We start from the raw sequence: 24,466 nt of genomic DNA on the forward strand, positions 1-24,466 counted from the left end.
ACCCGTGCATGACAGCCTTCGGAGGCGGCCTGAAACGTCAGGCATCGTGATATCGCCACGATTTGACAAAGCTTGACGGCGCGCCGCGTGCGGACATGCCGGTGTTGCATCCGCGCGCGATCGGCCGCCCGGGTCGCCCGCGCGCGCGAAGCGTCATAGAATCGTCGTCGCCGGCCGCCCGGACCCTCCGGCCCGCTCTCGATCCCGAACATGAAGGACGCTCGCGTGACGCTTGCCCATCGATTTCTGCTGTTCGCCGGCGCAGCGGCCGCGCTCGGTTGCGGCGCCAGCACCGCCGGCGCGGCCACGGCCACGGCCGCCGCCGCATGCCCTTCGCCGTCGTTCGAGCGCTATCCGGCACCCGCCGCAAGCGCACCGCGCAAGCCGGCCGCGGCACCACGCCTGACCACCCGGGAAGCCCGCCTCTACCGCACCGTCATTCGCGACGAATTCACGCAGCCGGCCAACTTTGCCGGCCACTACCGCGTCGCGACCTGGGGTTGCGGAACGGATTGCCGCAATTTCGCGATCGTCGACAAGTACACGGGTGCGACGTACACGATGCCCGGCGTACAGGCCATCGCAGGCGTGATGGGCAACGACGAGGAGCGCGTCGATTTCCGGCCCGGCAGTACGCTGCTGATCGTCGCGGGTTGCTTCAACGACGACTGCGACTACAACGACGCGAAGGCGGCCCGGTTCTTCTACGAGTGGACCGGTACGCGCTTGCGTCGGGTCGGCACCTGTCCATTGGCCATTGAGCCGCGCGAGTAGCCGGTCGCCGGCTGCCGCTCGTCGCGACTTGCGCTATCGTTCCCCCGGTACACCCTGAACGGCGCACCCACCTGCGATGCCCATTTGCCTCAGTTTCGATGACGGCCCCGGCCCGTCGACGCCCCTCCTGCTCGACGTCCTGCACGCCGCGTCGTGCCGCGCGACCTTCTTCCTGCTCGGCCGGAATCTGGCAGGCGCGCTCGATGTGGCCGCACGCATGGCGCGCGAAGGCCACCGGCTCGGCAATCACACCCGTTCGCATGCGACGCCGGGCACGCTGTCGGACGACGCGTTGATCGACGAGATCGAGACGACCGACGCGCTGATCCGCGATGCCTACCGCGAGGCACGCGTGCCCGCGCCGGATGCGATCCCGCTGCGCCTGCCTTATGGACTGATGCCGCAGGACAGTCGCGCCCGCGTGCTCGCACGGCTGCAACGCGAACACACCGGCTGGACCGCGATCCTCGACGACTGGCAGCGGCCGGCGCCGTCGCCGCAGGCGCTATTCGACGCGATGTGCGCCCATGTCGACGCCAGCACGTCACGGCAGCGCGACGTGCTGTTCTGCATGCACGACGGATCGCGGCACGGCGAGGCGCGGCCCAACACGGTCGAAGCCGTGCGCCTGTTCCTGAATCGGCCGCGCTGACGCGGCATCCGGCCGGCGTCAGGGCGCAGCGCCATCCAGCAACTGCCGCCAGCCGCCGAGAAAACCGATGCCGGGCCCCGGCACCCACAGGCCGCGCTGCGCGGCTTCCAGGTGAATCAGCGTCTGGTCCGCGCAGAACAGGGCCATCAGCGCGTCGCGGTGGTCATGCATCCAGTCAGGCACGGCATCGGGCCGCGTAGCCGCATAGGCCTGCAGGCCGGCATCCCAGCGGCGCGGGTCGAATACGAAGCGATCGTCCCGGCCCGCATCGCGCGACAGCGCAAACAGCGCAAAGGCCGCTTCGAGCCACTGCGCGCCCTGCCCGACGTCGTCGAAATCGAGCACGCCGTTCACGGCGCCCCCTACGTACAGCAGGTTGCCCGCGTGATAGTCGCCGTGCAGCCAGTGCACCGTCCCCGTCAGCCAGCGTGCGGCAGCGTCGAGATGCGCGTCGATCCGACGGATCATCGTCCCGTACCGGTCGCCCAGGTCCCCCGGCAACGGCGGCGCGGCACGCGCGGCTACGCGTGCGTGCCGCGCCGACAGCCAGGCCAGCGGCGCCGATTCGGTCACGGGGATCGCCGCCAGCGCCGCATGCAGATGCGCGAGCGCACGCATCGCGTCGATCGCGCCCGCCTCCGCTTCGGCCGGCAGGCCGGGGCTGCCGTCGATATGCTCGAACAGATGCAGCCAGCTTCCGTCAGGCAGTCGCACGCCGGATTGCGCGTCGACGGTCGGCCGCAGGCGCGGCAGCGCCGGCAGCGTCGGCGCCGCCCGCGTCTCACCGAGATGACCGAGTATCGCCGCCTCGCGATCCACCTGCCCGACCGGCTTGCCGGACCACGACACGCGCAGCACCGCGCGCCCCGCGTCGCACTCGACGAGATACGTTTTGTTAGTATGGCCCGACGCCAGCGCCTGCATGCGTGCAGGCCCGATGTTCCAATACCGGTGAAGCCACGGTTCCAGCGTTTTCACGTCACTCCTACTCGTTGCATTGACCATGTCAGAGCGTCCTTCGGCCCGCATGCGGGACATCAACATCGAATGGCTGACGCGCGCCGCCGAATTCGACCACCTGTTCCAGACGCGCTGGCTCGGCGAGCGCTTCTTCCACTTGCCCGGCGACATGCTCGCGCTCCAGGAACTGATCTGGCGCGAGCGTCCCGACTGCATCGTGCAGACCGGCATCGCGGCGGGCGGCGGCGTCGTGTTCTCCGCGTCGATGCTGGCGCTGAACGGCGATCGCGGCCGTGTCGTCGCGATCGAGCCGCGCCTGCGCGACGACGTCAGGCAGCGCCTGCAGTCGCATCGGCTCGCCGATCGCATGGTGCTGATCGAAGGCGAGTCGTGCGCGGCCGACACGCTCGCATCGGTACGCGCGCAGATTCCCCAGGATGCGCGCGTGATGGCGATCCTCGACCTCACGCATACCCATGCGCACGTGCTGCGCGAACTCGAATGCTATGCGCCGCTCGTGACGCCGGGCAGTTACGCGATCGTGATGGATACCGTGATGGAATACCTGCCCGCGTCGATGTTCGACGGCAAGCCGTACGGCAAAGGCAACAACCCGGCCACCGCCGTGCGCGACTATCTCGGCCGCGACGACCGGTTCGAGGTCGACTACGACATCGAAGACCGCGTACTCATGACGCTGTCGCCAGGCGGCTTCCTGAAGCGAGTTCGCTGATCAGGCGCGCGGCCTCCGCCGAGCCGTCACGCGCGTAGCTCGCACGGATCCGCGCCGCCTGCTCGCGCAACGAACCGGGGCGCAACAGGCACGCGAGCGCATCGGCAATGTCGGCCACGCCGGCGTGCTGCAGATCCAGCACGCGCCCCGCGCCGGCCCGCTCGACGAAGTGCGCCGAATGAAACTGGTCGTTGCAGAACGGCGACAGCAACATCGGCACGCCGCATGCAAGCGATTCCATCACCGAATTCGCGCCACCATGGCTCACGAACGCGTGCGTGCGTCGCAGCAGCGCCAGTTGCGGCACGTAACGCACTGCGATGACGCGCGCGTCGTCGGCCGGCAGCAGATTCGCATCGACCAGCTCGCCCACCGACAACACCAGTTGCGCCGGCGTCGCGCGCGCCGCCTCGATGACTTTCGCGAACACATCGGGATGGTAATAAAGCTGGCTGCCGAGCGACATGTAGACGAGCGGACGATCGGCATCGAGGCGCTCCCACGGGAACGGCGTCTCGTCGCCACGCGGGCCGGACGGCAGCGCGGGGCCGACCAGCTCGACACCGGGCGGCGGCGCGCCGACCAGCGCGTCGGTCGTGAACGCGAGCGTCAGGTGCGGCGACAGGATGTCGCAACCGCGAAAGCGCGCATCGAGCCCGTAACGCGCGAACAGCCGGGTGCGTTCCGGCGCCAGCCATCGCACCGTGCGCAGCAATTCGGAGTCGAGATCGTCCGGCAGCACCGGATTCAGCGAATTCGACATCGCCACCCACGGCAGCCCCTCCAGCTCGGCGGCGATCGCCGCCGCATAGAGCAGCGGATCGATCACGACCACGTCGGGCCGCCAGTCGCGCAGCACCGCGCGGATGCCGTCCACCTGTGCGGGCGCCAGGTCGATCAGCAGCGTGCGGATCCAGTGCCGCAGCCAGTCCGCGTCGCGGATGTTCGCGGCGAAGCTCGCACCGCGCGACAGGTCGTGACGCTCGGGTGTCTCGCGCGGCCCGACGAACGCGAAGCCGCCGGCGCCGTCGAGCTGGGCGCTGATGTCGGCCGGCGCATAGAACGCGACGTCGCAACCGGCGGCGCGCAGGTGCTGGGCCGGGCCGATGCACGGATTGACGTGCCCTTTCTCGGGCACCACGCAGAACAGGATGCGTTTCATGAGTGGCTCAGGTTGGGCGATGCGCGGCATCGAGGGAAGTGTCGAGGCGGTTGAAATGATCGAGGATCAGCGACAGCGTCGTCCACAGCACGCGTTCGTTGTCCGTTTGCAGCGTGGGCGCGTCCAGATCGAGCGTGTCGGCCAGCGCGCGCGTGCGGTCGCGATCGAGCAGCGTCGCGAGATCCATCGCCGGGGCGAGCCGCCCGCGCTTGGGGCCATGCACGAGCCGGTCCGGCAGGTTCAGGCGCGCACCGAGATCGCGCAGGCATTGCTTGTCCGGATCGGGTGCGATGCTGGTCAGATGCGCAACGACGGCATCGTCGACGAACGGCGGATGCAGGTCGACCGACGCCGCATCGAACAACGCATGGCACAGCGGCAGATAGTTGGCCGACTGGTCGCGGCGCAGCACCTGGTCCGCGCCGTCGCCGGTGATGGCCACCTCGACGCCGTCCGCGGCCATCGCCTCTGCCAGCAGCAGCTTCGCGACCGGATGCAGGTTGAACATCGGCTCCTCGACCGCATGGGTCGTTCTCGGCAGCGCCGCGACGAAATCCGCCTCGTTCACGCGCACGAGCTTCACGTTCGCCTGCATCTGTCCGGCCAGTTCGAGTGCCGCATCGCGTTCGCAATAGTCCGGCATGTCGGTCACGAGGATGTAGGACGTCACGTGCCGCTGCGCGCCGAGTTCGCGCAGCAGCGCAAGCAGCAATGCCGAATCGAGCCCGCCGCTCAACGCCAGCGCAACGCGCTTGCCGCTGTCGAGCGCACGTTGCAGCGACGCGCGCAGCACGGTTTCCAGATCCGCGTGCTGCGGCCGCCCGGGTACCGGCTGAACGGCCAGCCCTTGCGGCGAACGGATCAGCGCATGGCCGGGCGGCACCGCGCGCACGTCGCGCAGCACGGTGCGGCCGACCAGACGCTCGCCGCTCAGGTAGCCCGCGATGGCCGCCGCGTCCGGCTCGCCGGCCGGTTGCGCCGACGCGCGCAGGACGGCCCGGATGCCGGACGCCGCCGTGCCGCTGCGCGGATGGTAGTGAAGCCGGTCGAAGCCGAACAGGTCGCGCGTGCCGACGATCATGGATAACGAGCCTTCAAGGAGTCCACTTCAATGCGTTTGAGGATGCGATGCGGCGCCACCGGCGCGCTGCCGCCCTGGCAATGCAGGCACGCTTCGAGCGGCGCCTCGCGTTGCAGATAGGCGAGCATCGCGTCGAGCATGCCCGCGTCGTCGCGCAGCGGCAGGCCGTCGGATCGAAAATCCTTCTCGCCCTTGTAGAGCGTGTGGAAATGCGCCGGACGCGTGCACGTGTAGAACATGCCGTCGCGAATCATATGGCAGCGCTCGCGAATCCAGCAATCGTGATAAAGGCGCTGCGCGGCGTCCCGGTCGGTGCCGGGCTGTGCACGGTTCATCGTCGTGAACACGTCCTGCACCTTCCAGTTCAGGCGCACGTCGAAGCGCGCGGCCTGGTGCTCGATGTGCGCGACCAGGTCGGCCGAAAGCGACGGCTTCGGATAGCGCGAGATCGTCAGCGCGTCCACCGCCTGCCAGAACGCGTCCGTCATCTCGCCGAGCTTCAGGCCATTCGTCGTGACGGAGATCACGGGCGCGATACCCGTGGCGCGCACGCGCCCGACGAGCTCGACGAGCGCCGGATGCAGCAGCGGTTCGCCGCCGACCAGCTTGAACATGCGCGGGCGCAGCACCTTCGCCGCACGGCGCAGGTCGGCCTCGAGCGATGCAGGGCTCGCGTACCATTCGGGCAGAAGCGGCGACAGCGAGCAGCATTCCGCGCACGTCAGGTTGCAGTGGTCGACGATATGCGCTTCCATCGAGCGCGTCAGGACACGCCCGTCCTCGACACGGTAGTCGCGATCCAGCGGCGGCGGAAATACGTGCTGCCGCTCGCCCGGCGGCGACGTCGAAGGCGACATCCGGTTCAGGTTCGAATTCACTTCAGCGTCCTGCTTCGATGCAACGGGAAAAGAAATCGACCAGGCGGTCGCGGGCATCCACCATCGCGGATGCCATCGTCACCGCGCCGCTCAGATGCGACGCGAAACGCGACGGATCGTCGAGCCAGCCTTGGACGATCCAGAGCTTCAGCGCGTGCTGCAGGCATGCGGCATCGACCGCCCAGGCAATGCGTGCGGGATCCACCGGCCGCACCCGCCGGTATGCGCGCACGAACGCTTCCGCCAGCTGCGGCGCTTCCAGCGGCAAATGATTCAGGCAACGCACCAGTTCGTATTCGCGCGGCGCGCCGATCGTCGCTTCCCAGTCGAGGATCAGCGGCGGCAGCGTGCCCGTGAACAGATAGTTGAACTGGTTGTAGTCGTTGTGGATCGGGTGCTGCGGATCGTCGGCGGGAAACGCGTCGATGCTGCCCGGATAGTAGCGGTCGAGCATGCGCAGCGCGAGATCGACGTAGCGGCGCAGGTTCGCGGCGTTCTCGTTCGAGCGTGCGTGATTCAGCGCATCGAGCAGACTGCGCCGCACCGCATCCGCGTCGATCGCGATCAACCGCGCCCGGATCGTGTCGAGCGACGGCAGCTGAAGCCGTTCGAGACTTAGATGCAACGCGGCCAGGCTCGCGCCCAGCGCATCCCATTCGGCCGGCGAAAACGTGTCGTAGGTTCTGAACTGCCCGGGTTCCCAGCGGGTAAGCATCGCGTGGGCGTTCGCCCCCGTCCACAGCGGTGCGCCGGCTGCCGTGCGTTTCAGCGCCTGCACATGGAAACGTGCATCGCCGTGCGTCTCGAAGTGCGCGAGCACCGCGGCTTCCCTGGCCGCACGCGCCTGATGCCCGGCCGCGTAGAGCTTGACCGCCACGCCGCCGTCATCGGTCGGCAGGTGCCACACGCGTTCGCTGACCTGGCGCGGCGGCCCGCTACGGCCGAGCGCGCAGGCTTCCAGGATCTCGTCGAAGGTCGCGGAGAGCGGGCCCATTCAGATGTGCTCGGCCGGCCCGTGCCGATACGGATGACCGGTCAGGAACGTGTTGTGTCCGACATAGCGCAGCTTGTACATCGCGGGCCGGAACAGCACCGAAGGATCGTTGTTCGCGATGCCGAGCAGCGGATACAGGTCCTGACGCACGAAGAATGCGTTGTTGCCCATGTCGTCGCAGCAGACGAGTTCATAACCCTTCTGCCTGCCGAGGTGCACGAGCGATTCGAGGCTCGCGCCGTAATAGGTCGAGCCGTCCCATTCGTGATCCGGGTTGAAGCACATGACCCAACGCTCGGGCGGCGTGTAGTACGGGTTGTATTCGATCACGACGATGCGCGGCTTGAACGCCTGCAGGCCACGCCAGACCCAGTAGTCGTTGCCGTCGATATCGATCGACAGCAGGTCGAAGTCGGTCGGCGTGTTCGCGTCGGCGAGCAGATGATCGACCGTGTCGGGCTGGACGCGGTCGTGATGCAGGCGGATGCGCGCTGCACCCGCGTAGTGCGCGGCCAGCTTGCCGAACCGGTACGCGCTGCCTTCCACCAGCACGCCGGCCCAGTCCTGTTCGCGCAACAACCGGGCGGTGTTGCTGTTGCGCAGGCCGTCGCTGGCGCCGATATCGACGCAGAACCGGTTGACCGGCGTGATCCGCTCCATCAGGCGCGACAGGATGCCCTCCTCGGTGCCCTGCGCGTACAGGCTTTGCGCAAGGCCGGACAGGTCGAGCGGGAGAGGATGGTCCGGCATCGGGGGCGGCTCCGGGTCGAAATGGGGAATGATGATTGGCGTTCGGTGGGTAATTTACCCGAAGTCTATTGATGGGAGGAAACCGGAATGAGACACGCTGCCGGGTTGCGCGGCAAGCGGAAATGAAAAAAGCCCGCATCGACAACGCTGTCGATGCGGGCTCGATTTACTTCCGGCGGTTCGCTCCGTGGGGACGGCTGGAGGTACTGCTTGCCTGCCCAGCCGCGACCCTTGGCCGGAGGAACGCTCAGGACACTTATTCCTGCCCCTGGCTCGTCAGGAACTCCTCGTAATTCCCGCCGAAGTCGAACAGCGTGCCGTCCGTGCGCACTTCGATGATCCGGTTCGCCAGCCCGCTCACGAATTCGCGGTCGTGCGACACGAAGATCAGCGTGCCTTCGAACTGCTCGAGCGCGATCTGCAGCGACTCGATCGATTCCATGTCCATGTGGTTGGTCGGCTCGTCCATCAGCAGCACGTTGTGGCGGCCGAGCATCAGCTTGCCCCAGATCATCCGGCCCTTCTCGCCGCCCGACAGCACCTTCACCGACTTCTTGATGTCGTCCGACGAGAACAGCAGGCGGCCCAGCGTGCCGCGCACCATCGTTTCGTCGTCGCCGTCCTTGCGGTACTGGTCGATCCAGTCCATCAGCGTGATGTCGTTCGGGAACTCCTCGTACGTGTCCTGCGGCATGTAGCCGACATTCGCGTTCTCGGACCACTTCACAGTGCCGTGCTCGAGCGGGAGCGCGCCGAGCAGCGAACGCAGCAGCGTCGTCTTGCCCGCGCCGTTCTCGCCGATGATCGCGATCCGCTCGCCCGGCTGCACCGACAGGTTGAAGTTCTGGAAGATCGTGCGCTCGTACTTCTTCGTGATGTCTTCCGCGACCACCGCGACGTTGTGCAGCTTCTTCTCGAACTCGAAGCGGATGAACGGGTTCTGACGCGACGACGGCTTGAATTCCTCGATCTTGATCTTGTCGATCTGCTTCGCGCGGCTCGTTGCCTGACGGGCCTTCGACTTGTTCGCCGAGAAGCGGCGCACGAAGTCCTGCAGCTCGGCCACGCGCTCCTTCGCACGCGCGTTCGCCGCGGCCTGGCGCTCGCGCGCCTGTGCCGATGCGAGCATGTAGTCGTCGTAGTTGCCCGGCCAGACCTTCAGCGTGCCGTAGTCCATGTCGGCCATGTGCGTGCACACCGAGTTCAGGAAGTGACGATCGTGCGAGATGATGATCATCGTCGAGTTGTACTCGTTGAGCGTGTGCTCGAGCCAACGGATCGAGTTGATGTCGAGGTTGTTGGTCGGTTCGTCGAGCAGCAGCACGTCCGGCTTCGAGAACAGCGCCTGCGCGAGCAGCACGCGCAGCTTCCAGCCCGGTGCGACGTCGCTCATCGTGCCGTTGTGGAATTTCTCCTCGATGCCGATGCCGAGCAGCAGCGCGCCCGCGCGCGCCTCGGCGTCGTAGCCGCCGTATTCGGCGAACTTGCCTTCGAGTTCGGCTGCGTGCATGTAGTCGTCGTCGGTGGCTTCCGGGTTCGCGTAGATCGCGTCGCGCTCGGTCATCGCGGCCCACATCTCGGTGTGGCCCATCATCACGACGTCGAGCACGCGCACGTCTTCATACGCGAACTGGTCCTGGCGCAACTTGCCCAGGCGCACGTTCGGCTCCAGCGCGACGTTGCCGGCGCTCGGCTCGAGGTCGCCGCCGAGGATCTTCATGAAGGTCGACTTGCCACAGCCGTTCGCGCCGATCAGACCGTAGCGGTTGCCCTCGCCGAATTTGACCGAGATATTCTCGAACAAGGGCTTCGGCCCGAATTGCATCGTGATGTTGGCAGTAGAAAGCACGGCAGGTCCCGTAAGAGAGAAATCGACGGAAAACCGTGTATTTTAGCAGGTGTCGGAGAAACTGCCGACCGCACCGCCCCGACGGCGTATTCCCGGCCCTCCCGGCCCGCCGCCCGGCGGCCCGTCAACACGACGGCACGCGCTCCACCGCCGTCTCACCGGAACCCCCGCATGCTTGCCAGCCAGCTTCGCGAACAACTCGTCGGCGCATGGCGCCTCGTGTCCTACGAAATCCGCCCGCGCGACGGCAGTACCGTCACCTATCCGCTCGGCCGCGACGCACGCGGCTGGATCCTCTATACGCCCGACGGCTATATGTCCGCCCAGTTGATGGCGGCCGGCCGCCCGCCCTACGCGGACGGCGACCTGCAGGGCGGCAGCGTCGAGGAACGCGCGGCCGCGGCGCACGGCTACATCGCGTATTCCGGCCCCTTTAACGTCGACGACGACGGCACGTTGACTCATGAAATGGACGTCAGCCTGTATCCGAACTGGATCGGCAACGTCCAGCAGCGTGTGGTCAGCCTGGACGGCGACCGGCTGCAACTCGGCACCGCCGAACCGGTACGGATCGGCGGCCGGGAAGTCGAGCCGGTGATCGTCTGGGTACGCGCCGGCCGCTGAGCGCACCCCTGATGGCGCCCCGCGCGGCCGGCGCTTCGCCGGGCGCGGCCACGACCCCGAACGGCACCGTGGCGCAAGCCGCTCCAGCGGCTGCGTGCGTCACTTGCCGGCTTTCGCGGCCGCTCTTTGCGCGGCCTTCGCGTTGATCTGCCCGAACAACTCCGAGCACGGCACGTCGCGGTTGTTGCTCGGCGCGATCAGCGGAATCAGCGCCGCGAACGGGTTGATCAGCCCGAGCCCGACCATCGCGCCGGCGCGCAGCGCGAGCGCGCCCGCATCGACACCGACCTTCGGATTCTTGAACGTGCCCTTCGCATACAGCGGCGAGCGCAGCGAGAAGATCCGGAAACCCTTCGTATGCGGATGGATCTTCAGGTCGAGCGTTTCGTCGCGCAGGCTGATCGGGCCGTCGACGTTGATCAGCGCATCGTCGGTATCGAGCGCGAACACCTTGGGGTCGAGCATCCCGTTGGTTGCGACGAAATCGATCGCCGCGCAGTTGATCTTCACGTCGTTGTTGCCGAACAGCTTCTCGTAGACGACGTTGGCGACGTTCAGCCCCGCCGCTTCCATCAGCAGGCGGCTGATGCGACCGTCCGTCACGAGCGCCTTCACTTCGCCGGTCGACGTCGCGGCGAGCGCGGCCGGCGAGTTGCCCGTCGCCGACAGCGACGCGTCGCCGTTGATCTCGCCGAGCGCCGACTGCATGACCTTCTGCGTCGGGAACAGTTGCTTGAGCTTCAGGTGCCGCGCGGCCACCGTAAAGCGGCCCTTCAACGGCGCGCCGCTGCCGTCGAGGTGCGCGGTCGTCGCGAGCGTGCCGCCCGCGACGCCGAACTGCAGCGGTTCGAGCGACAGCACGCCGTCCTGCATCACGATGTGCGTGTACAGGTTCGTGATCGGCAGGTTCGAACTCTTGATCAGCTTGCGGCCCGTGAACTTGACGTCCGCGTCGAGCGCGCGCCAGCGATCGGTACGGAACGTCTCGACCGGCAGCACGCGGTCCGGCGGCTGGCGCGTCGTGTCGCCGCGCCTGGCCTTGCTCGCGGCCGTATCCGCGCCGATCACCGGCGCGAGGTCCGAGAACTGCAGCAGGTTCGACACGAGCTCGCCCGACAGCTTCGGCCGCGGCTCGCGCTGCTCGTACACCAGCGTGCCGCCGAGATCGCTGCCGCCGACGCGGCCGTTGAAGTTCTCGTAGCGGAACGTGCTCGCGCGCCGCTTGAAGTTGCCGATCAGCCGCCCTTCCGTCGCATAAGGCGGCGTGTCGGGCAGCGTGATGCCGGTGAGCTGGTAAAGGTGCGACATCGACGTGCCCTGCAGCCACAGCCGCAGGTCGATCGCCGCGAGATGCATCGGATCGGTCAGCGTGCCGACGATCGCGAGCCGCGTGTCGCCGGCCTTCACGTCGGCCTGCAGCGGGAACGGCCGCGACGCATCCTGGATCGCCAGCACGCCGCCGAGCTTGCCGGTACCGCTGATCGGCACGTTCTTGTAGCGGCCGTCGACCTTCAGCCCGAACGCATAGGTTGGGCCGGACGGCTTCGCGGGCGCCGCGGCGCCGCTTGCGCCGGACGCGGCGGCAGCCGTCGATGCGGAAGAAGCGGAGGAAGCAGAAGCAGCGGACAAAGCCGAAGAAGCCGAAGCAACGCGCGAAGCAGCCGAAGCGCCCGGCGCCGACGCCGCACTCGACGCCTCTGCGCCCGACGCAGCTTCCGCGCTGGCCTTCGCGCTCAGTTGCGCGGCGCCGCGCTTGCCGACACGCTGCGCGGATGCCGCGCGCGACGTCTGCTCCTGCTCCTTCAGCACATCGCCGAGCGGGATCGGTTGCCCGAGCGTATCGATCGCGACGGTCAGGTCGGCCTTCGTGATCGCGTCGCGATACGTGACGGTGCCCTTCGCGAAGCCGAAGCTGTCGAGCCGCACTTTCCACGGCGACGGCTGCGACGATTGCTTGAACTGGAAGGTCCACGTGTTGCGGCCGTCGGCGAGCCGCTCGAGGTCGACGGCCGGATTCACGACGTCGATCGACGGGATGACGATTTCATGCGCGAGCAGCGGCAGGATCGCGAGGTCGAAGTGTGCGGCATCGAGCGTGACGAACTTGGGCGTCTTCGCCCAGTCGGGGTTGCCGATCTCGAGTTGCGTGGCCGAAAAGCTCGGCCAGGGCACCCAGGCACGCCAGCCGGTTTCGCCGTCGGGTCGGCGCCAGCCGACCTTGAGATCGCCGTTGATCGCGAACGGGCGGCCGAGTGCGGCACTCACCTGTTCGTTGACCCACGGCTTCGCGCGGTTCCAGTCGAACGCAAAGAGAAAGACGCCGGCCGCCGCGATGAGCACCGCGACGATACCGACGATCCATGCAGCCGATTTGCCGATGGCTCGGGTAAGCGTCATGGCGGTTCCGTTGTTGTTCTGAAATGTCGCCGCACCATGCCGGGCCGCTTGCGTGGACGAACGGCGCACGACACCCGCGGCTTTTCAGTCGGTATTATGACGCACGCCATGGTGACGTTTCGGCGCCATTAACGCTTTTTTTCATTTGTGACATGACAGCCCCCACCGGCCTCATCGATGCGCAGCACATCACGCGGCGCGACGCCAGCAGCGGCAAGACCCTGCTCGCCCCGACCGATTTCAGCCTCGCAGCGGGATCGCGAATTGCTGTCACGGGACCGTCCGGGTCGGGCAAGAGCGTGCTGCTGCGCGCGCTCGCGCTGCTCGATCCGCTTGACGGCGGCCACATCCTGTGGCGCGGCAAACGGATCCGGCGCAGCGCGATCCCGCGTTACCGGCGCAGCGTCGCCTATGTCCGTCAGCGCCCCGCGCAAATGGACGGCACCGTCGAATCGCAGTTGCGTTATCCGTATTCGCTGGCGATCTATCGCGACGTCGCGTTCGATCGCGCGCGCGCCGAAGCGCTCGCCGCGCAGGCCGGCCGCGGCCCCGACTTCCTCGACAAGCGTGCGAGCGACCTGTCGGGCGGCGAAGCCCAGATCGCCGCGCTGCTGCGCGTGCTGCAGCTCGATCCCGACGTGCTGCTGCTCGACGAGCCGACCTCCGCGCTCGATCCCGAATCGGCGCGCGCGATCGAGTCGCTCGTCGGCGCATGGTTCGACGCGGCGCCCGACGCCCGCGCGTACATGTGGATCTCGCACGATCCCGCCCAGGCAGCACGAATCGGCACGATGCGGCTCGTGATGCAGGCCGGCGTGATACACGTTGCCGACCCGACGGAGGCAACACGATGAGCCCCGCACTGCAGGACCTGAGCCTCGTCGACGTCGGCATCGCCGCCGCACTCGTCGCGGTCAACGGCGCGATCTCGATGGCACTGTCGCTCGGCCTCGGCCGCAAGCTCGCGCTCGCGGCCGTGCGCACCGTCGTGCAGTTGCTCGCGATCGGCTACGTGCTCGGCTGGGTATTCGGTCATCCTCACTGGTACATCGTGCTGCCGCTCACCGCGCTGATGACCTTGATCGCCGGTTTCGCCGGCGCGGGGCGCGGCAAGCGCACCTACCGCGGCCAGCGCATCGACAGCATCGCATCGATCTGGTTCAGCAGCTGGTTCGTCGCGGCGGTCGGCCTGTTCGTCGTGATCCGCATCCATCCGTGGTACGCACCGCAATACGCGATTCCGATCCTCGGGATGATTCTCGGCAATACGCTCACGGGCGTGTCGCTCGGCGTCGAGCGGATGATGGAGGAGCTCACGGCGCGCCGCGACCGCGTCGAAACCGCACTCGCGCTCGGCGCGACGCGCTGGGAAGCCGCGCAGGACGCCGCGCGCCAGGCCGTGCGCGCAGGCATGCTGCCGACGCTGAACCAGATGGCCGTCGTCGGCGTCGTGAGCCTGCCGGGAATGATGACGGGCCAGGTGCTGGCCGGCCAGTCGCCGCTGCAGGCCGTGCGCTACCAGATCGTGATCATGTTCCTGATCGCCGCGGCTTCCGCGCTCGGCACCGTCGGCGCGGTGCTGATGACCTATCGCCGGCTGTTCTCGGCGGATCACCGCTTTCTCGCATCGCGGCTCGAGGAACGCGCGCACTGACACGCGAAGTCACCGCGCGATGCGTCCGCGCGGTTCGCCGGTCAGCGCGCGCCGCGACGCTTGCCGATCGCCTGCCGCAATGCGGCCGCGATGTCCGCGTCCGCTGCGAGCCCGTCGACCGACGCAATGAGCCGCACCGCGCGCGGCGTCGTCACATAGGCCTGCGCGCCGACATAACCGCCGCTGCCGGCCGAGCGTGTCGTCACGACGAGCGCCTGCGGCGCCCGCGCACCGAGGTCGGCCGTGAACGCATCGGTAACCGTACCGTCACGCGCATGCAGCGCGCCCGTCACGTAGTCGTCGGTATCGAAGCCGGCGGCGGCATGCGCGGTCGAATACACCCGCACCGCGTAGCTGCCGGTCGAGCAGGGTTCGAGCGCGCCGCTCGACACGACGGCCACCTGCTGCCGGGACGGCAGCTCGACCTTTTTCACGAAACCGCAATCGTCGGCCGCGTGCGCGTGCATGGCAGCGAACGCAATGGCGCACAGCAATGCGCGGATTCGGCATTTCATCGGGATGTCGTTACGGGAAGTGGATGATGCGGGCGAGCATAGCGTGACATTCGCATGACGTCACGCGGGTCGACGCGCGACACCGCCGCATGCCGGGCGGCCGCCATGCCGCTGCCGCAGCACGGCACCGCGAGCGGGTCGCGGGAAAGCATCGTGACGGCGACACGAAACGCTCACGCGCCGCCGGGCAGGCCCGCGCGTCGAATCCGTTGCGCGCGCACCGGTTCCGGCAGCGGCCCGCGCGCGCCGTTCAGCGCTTGATCGACACCGTCACCTTCGTGCCGTCGCTCATCGTGACGGACTTGGAACCGCCGTTGGTCGGGATCGATACCCACTTCACCTGGCTCACCGACGCGACGTCCGGGCATTGCAGCGACTTGCCGCCGGCCGTCACGCTGCGCGTGCCCTTCGGCGCGGCCGCCTGGAAGCTCATCTGCACGTTGGCGACGCCCTTCGCGTCGATCGACGGCGCGAGCCGCACCTGGGTCTGGCGGACCATCGCGCCGTTCGCGTCGCGCGGCAGGCTGTCGGCGTTCGGGCAACCGTCCGGCATCGCGACCGCACCGCTCGGCGGCACCGACTTCCAGTTGAAATCGTCCGTCTCGCCCGAGCGGATCTTGCGGGTCTCCTGCGTGTTGCCGAAGGTCTTCGATTCGACCTTGACGGTGTATTCGAGCTGTCCGGTGCCGCCGCCCTTCAGGCTGCCCTTGACCGGCGGCGCCGCGAATACGCTCGCGCTGACGCACGCCGCCGCGAACACGACCGACAACGATGCGGCGACTGACAAGCTGCGTTGGCTCATGCTGACCTCCTTGGTATGCGGCGGCACGCGCGTGCCGCGCGGTTTTCGATGCATGATGCGCTGCCAGTCTACCGCCAAGCGGGGTGCAATGCGCCGCAAACGCATCGGGTGTTACCCCGCTTGCGTTCGCGGCGCCGCAACCTTACGCGCGATACCGGCTCAGAAGCCGCTCAGCACGAGCTTGCCGATCGCACGCCCGGCCTCGAGCAGCCGGTGCGCGCGCCGCACGTTCGCGGCATTGATCGTGCCGAGCTGTTCGCCGAGCGTGGTGCGCAGCGTGCCGCCGTCGACGAGCCGCGCGACTTCGCCGAGGATCCGGTGCTGCTCGATCATGTCCGGCGTCTCGAACATCGCACGCGTGAACATGAACTCCCAGTGAAACGCCGCACTTTTCGCCTTCAGCAGTTCGACCGGCACCGGCTTGTCGTTCTCGACGATCGTGCAAATGCCGCCCTGCGGCCGGATTACCTCCGCAGCGGCAGGGAAATGACGATCCGTATCGTTGAAGATCAGCACGTAGTCGACGCTCGGATGCCCGGCCTCGCGCAACTGCGCAGGCAAGTCGCCGAAATGGTCGACCACCGCATCCGCGCCCAGCGCGCGCACCCATTCGGCCGACGCCGGCCGCGACGCGGTCGCGATCACGTGCAGCTTGCCGAGCGCCTTCGCGAGCTGGATCGCGATCGAGCCCACGCCACCCGCGCCGCCGATGATCAGCACCGATTTGCCGGCGTCCGCACCCTGCGGCGACACGTGCAGCCGGTCGAACAGCGCCTCCCACGCGGTCAGTGCGGTGAGCGGCAGCGCGGCCGCCGCGGCGAAATCGAGCGTACGCGGCTTCAGCGCGGCGATCCGCTCGTCGACCGTATGGAATTCGCTGTTCGCGCCGGGCCGCGTGATGCTGCCCGCATAGAACACTTCGTCGCCGGGCCGGAACAACGTGACGTCGGCACCGACCGCGACCACCGTGCCCGCCGCATCCCAGCCGAGCACGCGCGGCGTGTCCTCGACCTGCGGCTTCGGCGCGCGCACCTTGGTGTCCACCGGGTTCACGGAAATCGCCTCGACCTTCACGAGCAGGTCGCGCGGGCACGGCACGGGCTGCGGCAGCTCCACGTCGAGCAAGGCTTGCGGGTCATCGATCGGCAGATAACGGGTCAGTCCAACGGCCTTCATCACGAAACTCCTTCAGGGAAACCTGGGGGCCGCGGCGCAGCCCCATGAACGTCATCGTAGGCAACCCGATCATTCGAGAAAACCGCTATATTTCCTGAAACATTTTCAGGAAATTCAGAATAATGGCCTCCGATCCGATTCCGGCCCCCGACAAGCCGCTCGACCTGCTCGACGTCGCGCTGTTCGTTCGCGCGGCCCTGCTCGCGAACGTCAGCGCGGCCGGGCGCGAATTCGGCGTGTCGGCCGCGGTCGCGAGCGCGCGCATCGCACAACTCGAGCGTCAGCTCGGCGCACGGCTGCTGCACCGCACCACGCGCCGTATCAGCCTCACGCAGGACGGCGAGGTATTCATGGCGCACGCCGACACGCTGCTGTCGGCCGCCGACGCCGCGCGCGCATCGGTCGGCCACGGCCGCACCGAACCGTACGGGCGGCTGAAGGTGTCGATGTCGTCGTCGTTCGGCCGGCAGCATGTCGCGCCGGTGATTCCCGCATTCCTGCGCCGCTATCCGTCCGTGTCGCTCGACCTGCGGCTGTCGGACGAGATCGTCGACCTGGTCGACGACGGCTACGACGTCGCGATCCGCCTCGGCGCGCTGAAGGATTCGACGCTCGTCGCGCGCAAGCTCGCCGCCAACCGCCGCGTGCTGTGCTGCTCGCCCGCGTATCTCGCCGGGCACGGCACGCCGCGCCATCCGGCCGACCTGACGCAGCACGAATGCGTGATCCTCGGCGACCAGCGCGACTGGTCGTTCACGACGCCGCAAGGCCCGCTGACCGTGCGGGTCGGCGGCCGGCTCGTCGCGAGCAATGGCGAGGCGATCCGCGAAGCGCTGGTCGACGGCTTCGGGATCGCGATCAAGTCGACCTGGGACGTCGGCCCGCTGCTCGCGAGCGGCGCGCTCGTCACGATACTCGACGACTATCCGTTCGCCGACGACGTCGCGATCTGGGCCGTCTACCCGAGCCGCACACACGTGCCGTTGAAGACGCTCGCGTTCATCGCGTTCCTGGCCGAGCATTTCGGCGATCCGCCGTACTGGGATCGCGCGAACGGGCGATAGGTGCCTTCGTTCGGCTCGCGCCGCGGGCGTGCCGGTTCGAGTCGGGCCTCAGGATTCGTCCCTGCCGCGACCGCCCGGCCCGGCCAACCGGCTACAATGGCGCGTTCGCGACGCAATGGCCCGCAGTCGAACGGGGCCACGCACGCAGACGGCCGCCCATTGGCCGCGCACGCTTTTCATACGCCTCCCAACCATCCCGTCATGACCCACAACCTCGTCATCCAGAGCCTTGCGCCGCTGTCGGACGCCCATCACAAACCGCTGCTCGCGCTGTCGCGCGGCACCCGCATCGTGCAGACCGACGATCATGCGCTGCGCATCGAAGACGCGAGCCCGGCACAGCGCCTCGACATCGACGCGTACTGCGGCACGCACGCGCTCGACTTCGCGTTCGTCGAGGCCGGCCGCACGCTCGCCGATTTCGGGCTCGCCGTGATGGACATGGATTCGACGCTGATCACGATCGAATGCATCGACGAGATCGCCGATTTCTGCGGGTTGAAAACGCAGGTCGCCGAGATCACCGAAGCGTCGATGCGCGGCGAGATCCGCGACTTCAACGAAAGCCTCACGCGCCGCGTCGCGCTGCTGGCCGGGCTCGACGCGCACGCGCTCGAACGCGTGTACGAGGAACGGCTGCAACTGACACCGGGCGCCGAGACGATGCTCGCCGGCGTGAAGGCCGCCGGCATGAAGACGCTGCTCGTGTCGGGCGGCTTCACGTTCTTCACCGAGCGGCTGAAGGCGCGCCTCGGCCTCGACTACGCGCATGCGAACACGCTCGAGATCGTCGACGGCAAGCTGACCGGCAAGGTGCTCGGCGAGATCGTCAACGCCGACGTGAAGGCGCGCCTGCTGCGCGAGACGTGCGCGTCGCTCGGCCTCGAGCCGAGCCGCGCGATCGCGATGGGCGACGGTTCGAACGACCTGAAGATGATGGCCGAAGCCGGGCTGTCGGTCGCGTACCACGCGAAACCCGTCGTGCGCGACGCGGCGACGGTCGCGTTCGATCACGTCGGCCTCGACGGGCTGCTGCGGCTGTTCTGATCCCGCGGCATCCGAAATGAAAAACGCCGGCGCGATGCAACATCGCGCCGGCGTTTTGTTTTTCCGAAGGCCGTGATCGGCTGGCGATCAGCCCAGTGCGGCCTGCAGCGCGCGCTCGATGTCCGCGCGCAGGTCGGCTTCGTCTTCCAGGCCGACATAGAAACGCACCAGCGTGCCGCGATGCGCCCAGTCCGGACGCATCGACGCGACGTCGTAAGGCATCGCGAGGCTGCACGCGCCGCCCCAGCTCCAGCCGATCGCGAACAGCTCGAGCGACTCGACGAAGCGGTCGACCTGCTCCGCGCTGTAGCGTTCGTCGAACACCACCGAGAACAGCCCGCCCGCACCGGTGAAATCGCGCATGAACGACGCGTGCCCCGGACAGTCGGCGATCTGCGGATGCAGCACTGTGGCGATCTCCGGCCGCGCCTTCAGCCATTGCGCCAGCGCGAGCGCGCTCTTGCCGTGCGCGTCGAAGCGCACCTGCATGCTCGGCAGGCTGCGCAGCACGAGCGAGCAATCGTCGACCGACACGCCGATCCCGCAGCGCATCCGCGCGAGCTTCAGCTTCGCCTGCAGGTCGGCGCTCGCAGTGATCGTCGCGCCCATCAGCACGTCGCTGCCGCCCGACTGGTACTTGGTCAGCGCCTGCACCGAGATGTCGACGCCGTGCTCGAACGGCTTGAACGCGAGCCCGGCCGAAAAGGTGTTGTCGATCGCGGTAACGATGCCGCGCGCCTTCGCGGCCGCCGTGATCGCCTGCACGTCGGGCACTTCCATCGTCACCGAGCCGGGCGCCTCGATCCAGATCAGCCGCGTGTTCGGCTGGATCAGGTCGGCGATGCCGGCACCGACGAGCGGATCGTAGTAGCGCGCGGTAATGCCGAAATCCTTCGCGAGCCAGTTGCCGAAATCGGCGTTCGGCCCGTACACGTTGTGCGGAATCAGCACGTCGTCGCCGGCTTTCACGATCCCGAAATAGACGTTCATGATCGCCGCAAGGCCCGACGGCTGCAGCAGCGCATGCGTGCCGCCCTCGATCTCGGCAAGCCGCTGCGCGAGCGCGAGCGACGTCGGCGTCGAATGCAGCCCGTAGCGCCACTGGTTGTCGTTGTGCCAGACGAGCGCACGCATCGTCGCGAGATCGGGGAACACGACCGTCGACGCGCGCGCGACCGGCGGCACGAACGAGCGGAAACCTTCCGGGATCACGTCGTCGGGTTGAACGATGCGGGTTTGCAGCGCGCGCTTGGGAGTAGATGCAGTCATGACTGGAAGCCGGGCACGAGGCCGTTCGGTTGCGGAATATGCAGCTAGATTAGCCAAAATCGGCGCAATTGGCCCGGTACAATGCGCGCCGCGCGCACCGAGCCAGCGCGGGTTCAGTCGTCGGTGCGCAGATTGACGATGCCGCCCACCGTCTCGATTTCCTGCACGCGGCCGTCGCGCACCTGCAGCGCCGCGCGCTTGCCCGGCGCGAGACGCAGCACGACGGGCTGCGGATCCGACTCGTCCGAGTTCATCCGGTCGGCCTTCAGGGTGCCAGTCGCGTCGAAGCGGCCGATCCACACGCCCGTGATGTTCGTGCCGTCGTTCGATTCCTCGATTTCAAGCGTGTCGCCGTCGCGATCGCCCGCGAGCAGTACGACCTCGCCCGTATCGGCGAACTGGTATTCGCCGTGCACGCCTTCCTCGTCCGTCTTCGGGCCGAGATGCACGACGATCGGGCGGTCGCCGAGCGTGCCTTCGTAGCGCGGCAGGCGGGCAAACTCCGGATTCGGCTTCAGCGGCCGCGCCGGTGCCGGTTCGTCCTGCTGCATGCCCGGCGCGACAGCCTGCGCCGCGACCACGCCCGGCATCGCCATGCCCGCCGCCAGCGCGCCCGCGACGACGAGCGCCCGTTGCCATTGCGAATATCGACCCACCTTTTGTTGCTCCTTGCTTCAGATTCGCTCGTAAATTGCGGCGATGCGCTGGCCGTCATACGGGGCCGCGGCCGGCGCGCGTACTTTGCATCAGCGTTGCATCAGGCGCTCCACCGCCTCGCGCTGCGGAATCGGCGCGACCGCGCCGTAGCCCGTCGTCGACAATGCCGCCGCGGCGTTCGCATAACGCGCCGCCGCGAACGGATCGTCGCCCGCGACGATCCGCGCGACGAAGGCACCGCCGAAGCAGTCGCCCGCGCCCGTCGCGTCGACGGCTTCGACCGCGAAACCCGGCACGACGCGCCGCTCGTTCGGCGTCGCCACGTAGGCGCCTTCCTTGCCGAGCTTCAGCGCAACGACCTGCGGCCCGTGTTCGAGCATCGCGTCGACGATCGCGTCGCGATCGTTCGCGCCCGTGATTGCCGTCACGTCGTCCCAGCTGGGCAGGCAGATATCCGTCTGGCGCAGCGCCTCGCGCATCACCGCGCGGGCGCGCGGCAACGGCCACAGCTTCAGGCGCAGGTTCGTGTCGAAGCTGACCTTCGCACCGTTGCGGTGCGCGTGGTCGATCGCCGCGAACGCGGCGTCGCACGCGGCCGTGCTGATCGCGAGGCTGATGCCCGACAGGTGCACGGCCTTCGCGGCGGCCAGTGCGTCGAGCGGCAGATCGCCTGCCGCATAGCGGCTCGCCGCCGAGCCGGCGCGCAGATAGTCGAACTGGTGGCCGTCGGCGCCGTGCGTGACGAAATACACGCCGGTCGGCGCCGTGCGATCGATCCGCACGTACGTCGTGTCGACGCGTTCCGCACGCCACATGTCGGCCAGCAGCCGGCCGAACGGATCGTCACCGATCGCCGACACGAAACCCGTCGACGCGCCCTGGCGTGCCGCGGCGATGCAGAAGTTCGACGTGTCGCCGCCGAAGCCCTGCAGGAATTCAGGCCGGCCCGGCTGCGACTGGTTGAATTCGATCATCGCTTCGCCGAGTGCGAGGATCTCCGGGAATGCGGCGGCCATCGCTTACACCTCGCCCCACAGATCGTGGCCGTCGGCGCCCGTGATCTTCACGGACACGAAATCGCCGACCTTGTAGCGCTTCGAGGCCTTCGCCGCCGGCTCGACATAGACCACGCCGTCGATCTCCGGCGCATCGGCCGCCGTGCGGCCGATCCCGCCTTCCTCGCTGACTTCGTCGATCAGCACCTTGAGGGTCTTGCCGACCTTGCGCTGAATGCGGTTCGCCGACACTTCCTCGGCGACTTCCATGAAGCGTGCGCGACGTTCCTCGCGAACCTCATCCGGCAGCGCGCCGTCGAGTTCGTTTGCCGTCGCGCCTTCAACCGGCGAATACGCGAAGCAGCCGACGCGATCGAGTTCCGCCTCGCGGATGAAGTCGAGCAGCGTTTCGAACTGCTCTTCCGTCTCGCCGGGGAAGCCCGCGATGAACGTGCTGCGGATCGTCAGGTCCGGGCAGATCTCGCGCCACTTCTGCACGCGCTCGAGCACCTTCTCGGCGTTCGCCGGACGCTTCATGCGCTTCAGCACTTCGGGGTGCGCGTGCTGGAACGGCACGTCGAGATACGGCAGCACGTGGCCCTTGAACGGACCTTCGGCCATCAGCGGAATCACTTCGTCGACGCTCGGGTACGGGTACACGTAGTGCAGGCGCACCCATGCGCCGTACTGTGCCGCGAGCTCGCCGAGCGCGGCGACCAGGTCGGTCATGCGCGTCTTGATCGGCTTGCCGTTCCAGAAGCCCGTGCGGTACTTCACGTCGACGCCGTACGCGCTCGTGTCCTGCGAGATCACGAGCAGTTCCTTCACGCCCGACTTGAACAGGTTCTCGGCTTCCAGCATCACTTCGGCGACCGGACGCGACACGAGATCGCCGCGCATCGACGGGATGATGCAGAACGTGCAGCGGTGGTTACAGCCTTCGGAGATCTTCAGGTACGCGTAGTGGCGCGGCGTGAGCTTGATGCCGGCCGCCGGCACGAGGTCGGTGAACGGGTCGTGCGGCTTCGGCAGGTGCGAATGCACGGCCTGCATCACTTCGCCCACCGCGTGCGGGCCGGTGACGGCGAGCACCTTCGGATGGACTTCCTCGATCAGGTTCGAGCCGCTGGCGCTCGACTTTGCGCCGAGACAGCCGGTGACGATCACCTTGCCGTTCTCGGTCAGCGCTTCGCCGATCGCGTCGAGGCTTTCCTGCACGGCTTCGTCGATGAAGCCGCAGGTGTTCACGACGACGAGGTCGGCGCCGTCGTAGGTGCCGGAGATTTCATAACCTTCGGCACGCAGTTGCGTGATGATCTGTTCGGAATCGACGAGGGCTTTCGGGCACCCGAGGGATACGAACCCTACTTTGGGGGAGTGGGACATCTGGAATGTGGGGGCGTGGCAGCAAAGCCGAGAGTTTACAGCTATTTACGGTTCAGCGACCCAAAACAAGCGGCCGGCGGCAGCGTCGATCGGCAGCTCGAGTACGCCGCCCGCTGGGCGGCCGACAACGAGATGGAGCTTGATGCGTCCCTATCACTCAGGGACGAAGGGCTGTCCGCATACCACCAGCGCCATGTGCGGCAAGGCGCGCTGGGCGTATTCCTCCGCGCGGTCGAGGACGGCCAAGTGCCGGCCGGCTCGGTGCTTATCGTTGAGGGTCTGGATCGCTTGAGCCGCGCCGAGCCGTTGCAGGCGCAGGCGCAGCTCGCCCAGATCGTGAACGCCGGTATCACGGTCGTGACGGCCAGCGATGGCCGCGAGTACAACCGCGAGCGCCTCAAGGCGCAGCCGATGGACCTGGTTTACAGCCTGCTGGTGACAATCCGCGCGCACGAGGAATCGGACACGAAGAGCAAGCGTGTCAAGGCGGCAATCCGTCGGCAGTGCGCCAGGGCTGGATCGCCGGCACTTGGCGCACGCCGATCCACGTCGGCAAGGATCCGCATTGGGTGCGGGAGGCTGAGAGCGGCGGGTTCGAACTGGTGCCTGAACGCGCGACTGCCGTCCAGCTCATCGTAGAAATGTTCAAGCAAGGTCACGGCGCCGTTCGAGTCGTGCGTGAACTCGCCGAGCGCGGACTGCAGATCAGTGAAACCGGCCGCACTCACTCGTCCCACATCTATATGCTGCTCGCCAATCGCATGCCGATCGGCGAAAAGTCAGTCGAGGTTGATGGGGAGACATTCCGGCTAGACGGTTACTATCCGGCCCTGCTTTCCCCTGCCGAGTTCGCTGACCTTCGATATCTGGCGGAGCAGCGCGGTCGACGCAAGGGCAAAGGCGAGATTCCAGGCGTCGTCACGGGCCTCGGCATCACGTACTGCGGTGCGGCGATCGTCGCGGTCATGGAAATATACATCTTGGCCAGAAACACCGAATCCGCTACCCATGGGTTACGTAGACACAACACATCCCGGTCAACGCTGA

The 24,466-nt window shown here is 67.6% G+C and carries 23 protein-coding genes and 1 pseudogene; 9 read left to right on the forward strand and 15 right to left on the reverse strand.

Features of this window, described 5'->3' with window-relative positions; translation table 11 throughout:
- The first annotated feature begins 225 nt into the window (after positions 1-225).
- Both VK92_RS03360 and VK92_RS03365 read left to right on the forward strand, forming a co-directional pair.
- Positions 226-774, forward strand: a complete 549-nt coding sequence (locus VK92_RS03360; RefSeq protein WP_048022912.1) for a hypothetical protein — start codon at positions 226-228, stop codon at positions 772-774.
- A 76-nt stretch (positions 775-850) separates the two neighbouring features.
- Positions 851-1,426, forward strand: coding sequence for a polysaccharide deacetylase family protein (locus VK92_RS03365; protein WP_048022819.1), 576 nt, complete (start codon positions 851-853; stop codon positions 1,424-1,426).
- Positions 1,427-1,444: 18 nt separating this feature from the next.
- Here VK92_RS03365 and VK92_RS03370 read toward each other — a convergent pair whose 3' ends face one another.
- Positions 1,445-2,431, reverse strand: coding sequence for a phosphotransferase (locus VK92_RS03370; protein WP_197092536.1), 987 nt, complete (start codon positions 2,429-2,431; stop codon positions 1,445-1,447).
- Here VK92_RS03370 and VK92_RS03375 point away from each other — a divergent pair.
- Positions 2,430-3,119, forward strand: coding sequence for a cephalosporin hydroxylase family protein (locus tag VK92_RS03375; protein ID WP_048022821.1), 690 nt, complete (start codon positions 2,430-2,432; stop codon positions 3,117-3,119). The two genes, VK92_RS03370 and VK92_RS03375, sit on opposite strands and share 2 nt — an antisense overlap.
- On the opposite strand, the gene VK92_RS03380 is transcribed toward VK92_RS03375, so the two are convergent.
- The 6 genes from VK92_RS03380 to VK92_RS03405 all read right to left on the reverse strand — a co-directional run bounded on the left by VK92_RS03380 (position 3,076) and on the right by VK92_RS03405 (position 9,833).
- Positions 3,076-4,281 carry a glycosyltransferase gene (locus VK92_RS03380; protein WP_048022823.1) on the reverse strand — a complete coding sequence of 402 codons (1,206 nt, stop codon included), beginning with the start codon at positions 4,279-4,281 and terminating at the stop codon, positions 3,076-3,078. The genes VK92_RS03375 and VK92_RS03380 overlap by 44 nt on opposite strands.
- A 7-nt stretch (positions 4,282-4,288) precedes the next feature.
- Entirely contained in the window at positions 4,289-5,362 is a 1,074-nt protein-coding gene (locus tag VK92_RS03385; protein ID WP_048022824.1) for an asparagine synthase-related protein, read from the reverse strand.
- A complete protein-coding gene (locus VK92_RS03390) occupies positions 5,359-6,219 on the reverse strand; it encodes a radical SAM protein (RefSeq protein WP_419761810.1) in 861 nt (286 codons plus the stop codon). Before VK92_RS03390 ends, VK92_RS03385 begins: the two co-directional genes overlap by 4 nt.
- 22 nt (positions 6,220-6,241) lie before the next feature.
- The gene (locus VK92_RS03395) at positions 6,242-7,234 is read right to left on the reverse strand and encodes a phosphotransferase enzyme family protein (protein ID WP_048022827.1); all 993 of its coding nucleotides are present in this window, start codon (positions 7,232-7,234) and stop codon (positions 6,242-6,244) included.
- Positions 7,235-7,984, reverse strand: coding sequence for an FkbM family methyltransferase (locus VK92_RS03400; RefSeq protein ID WP_048022829.1), 750 nt, complete (start codon positions 7,982-7,984; stop codon positions 7,235-7,237). It abuts the gene before it with no gap.
- Between the two features lie 256 nt (positions 7,985-8,240).
- Positions 8,241-9,833: an ABC-F family ATPase gene (locus tag VK92_RS03405; protein WP_027787281.1), complete on the reverse strand. Its 1,593-nt coding sequence runs from the start codon at positions 9,831-9,833 to the stop codon at positions 8,241-8,243.
- Positions 9,834-10,004: 171 nt separating this feature from the next.
- Here VK92_RS03405 and VK92_RS03410 point away from each other — a divergent pair, with 171 nt between their 5' ends.
- Positions 10,005-10,457 carry a lipocalin-like domain-containing protein gene (locus VK92_RS03410; RefSeq protein ID WP_021159771.1) on the forward strand — a complete coding sequence of 151 codons (453 nt, stop codon included), beginning with the start codon at positions 10,005-10,007 and terminating at the stop codon, positions 10,455-10,457.
- A gap of 99 nt (positions 10,458-10,556) precedes the next feature.
- On the opposite strand, the gene VK92_RS03415 is transcribed toward VK92_RS03410, so the two are convergent.
- Positions 10,557-12,854: an AsmA family protein gene (locus VK92_RS03415; protein ID WP_048022831.1), complete on the reverse strand. Its 2,298-nt coding sequence runs from the start codon at positions 12,852-12,854 to the stop codon at positions 10,557-10,559.
- A 152-nt stretch (positions 12,855-13,006) separates the two neighbouring features.
- Here VK92_RS03415 and VK92_RS03420 point away from each other — a divergent pair, with 152 nt between their 5' ends.
- Both VK92_RS03420 and VK92_RS03425 read left to right on the forward strand, forming a co-directional pair.
- Positions 13,007-13,708 (forward strand): ABC transporter ATP-binding protein, encoded by a 702-nt coding sequence (locus VK92_RS03420; RefSeq protein WP_048022833.1) that lies wholly within the window; start codon positions 13,007-13,009, stop codon positions 13,706-13,708.
- Positions 13,705-14,508, forward strand: a complete 804-nt coding sequence (locus VK92_RS03425; protein WP_021159773.1) for an ABC transporter permease — start codon at positions 13,705-13,707, stop codon at positions 14,506-14,508. The genes VK92_RS03420 and VK92_RS03425 overlap by 4 nt, the downstream gene beginning before the upstream one ends.
- 41 nt (positions 14,509-14,549) lie before the next feature.
- On the opposite strand, the gene VK92_RS03430 is transcribed toward VK92_RS03425, so the two are convergent.
- The 3 genes from VK92_RS03430 to VK92_RS03445 all read right to left on the reverse strand — a co-directional run bounded on the left by VK92_RS03430 (position 14,550) and on the right by VK92_RS03445 (position 17,001).
- The gene (locus tag VK92_RS03430; RefSeq protein ID WP_021159774.1) at positions 14,550-15,023 is read right to left on the reverse strand and encodes a PliI family lysozyme inhibitor of I-type lysozyme; all 474 of its coding nucleotides are present in this window, start codon (positions 15,021-15,023) and stop codon (positions 14,550-14,552) included.
- Between the two features lie 250 nt (positions 15,024-15,273).
- Positions 15,274-15,825 (reverse strand): DUF6013 family protein, encoded by a 552-nt coding sequence (locus VK92_RS03440; protein ID WP_048022914.1) that lies wholly within the window; start codon positions 15,823-15,825, stop codon positions 15,274-15,276.
- A gap of 159 nt (positions 15,826-15,984) precedes the next feature.
- Positions 15,985-17,001: a zinc-binding alcohol dehydrogenase family protein gene (locus tag VK92_RS03445; protein ID WP_048022834.1), complete on the reverse strand. Its 1,017-nt coding sequence runs from the start codon at positions 16,999-17,001 to the stop codon at positions 15,985-15,987.
- Between the two features lie 122 nt (positions 17,002-17,123).
- Between VK92_RS03445 and VK92_RS03450 the strand changes: the two genes are divergently transcribed.
- Together VK92_RS03450 and serB are read left to right on the forward strand one after the other, a co-directional pair.
- Positions 17,124-18,065 (forward strand): LysR family transcriptional regulator, encoded by a 942-nt coding sequence (locus VK92_RS03450; protein ID WP_048022836.1) that lies wholly within the window; start codon positions 17,124-17,126, stop codon positions 18,063-18,065.
- Positions 18,066-18,266: 201 nt separating this feature from the next.
- Entirely contained in the window at positions 18,267-19,112 is an 846-nt protein-coding gene (gene serB / locus VK92_RS03455; RefSeq protein WP_042975202.1) for a phosphoserine phosphatase SerB, read from the forward strand.
- 87 nt (positions 19,113-19,199) lie between these two features.
- On the opposite strand, the gene VK92_RS03460 is transcribed toward serB, so the two are convergent.
- The 4 genes from VK92_RS03460 to rimO all read right to left on the reverse strand — a co-directional run bounded on the left by VK92_RS03460 (position 19,200) and on the right by rimO (position 23,419).
- Complete coding sequence (locus tag VK92_RS03460; protein WP_048022838.1) at positions 19,200-20,381, reverse strand: cystathionine beta-lyase; 1,182 nt, start codon at positions 20,379-20,381, stop codon at positions 19,200-19,202.
- Positions 20,382-20,494: 113 nt separating this feature from the next.
- Entirely contained in the window at positions 20,495-21,037 is a 543-nt protein-coding gene (locus VK92_RS03465) for a hypothetical protein (RefSeq protein ID WP_048022839.1), read from the reverse strand.
- Between the two features lie 90 nt (positions 21,038-21,127).
- Positions 21,128-22,054, reverse strand: a complete 927-nt coding sequence (locus tag VK92_RS03470; protein WP_048022841.1) for a sugar kinase — start codon at positions 22,052-22,054, stop codon at positions 21,128-21,130.
- A 3-nt stretch (positions 22,055-22,057) separates the two neighbouring features.
- Positions 22,058-23,419 carry a 30S ribosomal protein S12 methylthiotransferase RimO gene (rimO, locus tag VK92_RS03475; protein ID WP_021159783.1) on the reverse strand — a complete coding sequence of 454 codons (1,362 nt, stop codon included), beginning with the start codon at positions 23,417-23,419 and terminating at the stop codon, positions 22,058-22,060.
- Between the two features lie 15 nt (positions 23,420-23,434).
- Here rimO and VK92_RS03480 point away from each other — a divergent pair.
- A pseudogene (locus VK92_RS03480) lies at positions 23,435-24,378 on the forward strand (recombinase family protein); the annotation flags it as partial.
- Positions 24,379-24,466: the final 88 nt, after the last annotated feature.

Origin of the sequence: Burkholderia sp. LK4 (assembly GCF_001043615.1) — a bacterium.
Taxonomy (GTDB): Bacteria; Pseudomonadota; Gammaproteobacteria; order Burkholderiales; family Burkholderiaceae; genus Burkholderia; species Burkholderia cepacia.

Coding starts and splice junctions, on each gene's coding strand:
- VK92_RS03375 (WP_048022821.1), top strand. CDS start 2,430: ATGTCAGAGCGTCCTTCGGCCCGCATGCGGGACATCAACATCGAATGG.
- VK92_RS03370 (WP_197092536.1), bottom strand. CDS start 2,431: ATGGTCAATGCAACGAGTAGGAGTGACGTGAAAACGCTGGAACCGTGG.
- VK92_RS03380 (WP_048022823.1), bottom strand. CDS start 4,281: ATGAAACGCATCCTGTTCTGCGTGGTGCCCGAGAAAGGGCACGTCAAT.
- VK92_RS03460 (WP_048022838.1), bottom strand. CDS start 20,381: ATGACTGCATCTACTCCCAAGCGCGCGCTGCAAACCCGCATCGTTCAA.
- rimO (WP_021159783.1), bottom strand. CDS start 23,419: ATGTCCCACTCCCCCAAAGTAGGGTTCGTATCCCTCGGGTGCCCGAAA.
- serB (WP_042975202.1), top strand. CDS start 18,267: ATGACCCACAACCTCGTCATCCAGAGCCTTGCGCCGCTGTCGGACGCC.
- VK92_RS03440 (WP_048022914.1), bottom strand. CDS start 15,825: ATGAGCCAACGCAGCTTGTCAGTCGCCGCATCGTTGTCGGTCGTGTTC.
- VK92_RS03450 (WP_048022836.1), top strand. CDS start 17,124: ATGGCCTCCGATCCGATTCCGGCCCCCGACAAGCCGCTCGACCTGCTC.
- VK92_RS03400 (WP_048022829.1), bottom strand. CDS start 7,984: ATGCCGGACCATCCTCTCCCGCTCGACCTGTCCGGCCTTGCGCAAAGC.
- VK92_RS03365 (WP_048022819.1), top strand. CDS start 851: ATGCCCATTTGCCTCAGTTTCGATGACGGCCCCGGCCCGTCGACGCCC.
- VK92_RS03415 (WP_048022831.1), bottom strand. CDS start 12,854: ATGACGCTTACCCGAGCCATCGGCAAATCGGCTGCATGGATCGTCGGT.
- VK92_RS03420 (WP_048022833.1), top strand. CDS start 13,007: ATGACAGCCCCCACCGGCCTCATCGATGCGCAGCACATCACGCGGCGC.
- VK92_RS03470 (WP_048022841.1), bottom strand. CDS start 22,054: ATGGCCGCCGCATTCCCGGAGATCCTCGCACTCGGCGAAGCGATGATC.
- VK92_RS03430 (WP_021159774.1), bottom strand. CDS start 15,023: ATGAAATGCCGAATCCGCGCATTGCTGTGCGCCATTGCGTTCGCTGCC.
- VK92_RS03385 (WP_048022824.1), bottom strand. CDS start 5,362: ATGATCGTCGGCACGCGCGACCTGTTCGGCTTCGACCGGCTTCACTAC.
- VK92_RS03410 (WP_021159771.1), top strand. CDS start 10,005: ATGCTTGCCAGCCAGCTTCGCGAACAACTCGTCGGCGCATGGCGCCTC.
- VK92_RS03395 (WP_048022827.1), bottom strand. CDS start 7,234: ATGGGCCCGCTCTCCGCGACCTTCGACGAGATCCTGGAAGCCTGCGCG.
- VK92_RS03425 (WP_021159773.1), top strand. CDS start 13,705: ATGAGCCCCGCACTGCAGGACCTGAGCCTCGTCGACGTCGGCATCGCC.
- VK92_RS03390 (WP_419761810.1), bottom strand. CDS start 6,219: ATGTCGCCTTCGACGTCGCCGCCGGGCGAGCGGCAGCACGTATTTCCG.
- VK92_RS03445 (WP_048022834.1), bottom strand. CDS start 17,001: ATGAAGGCCGTTGGACTGACCCGTTATCTGCCGATCGATGACCCGCAA.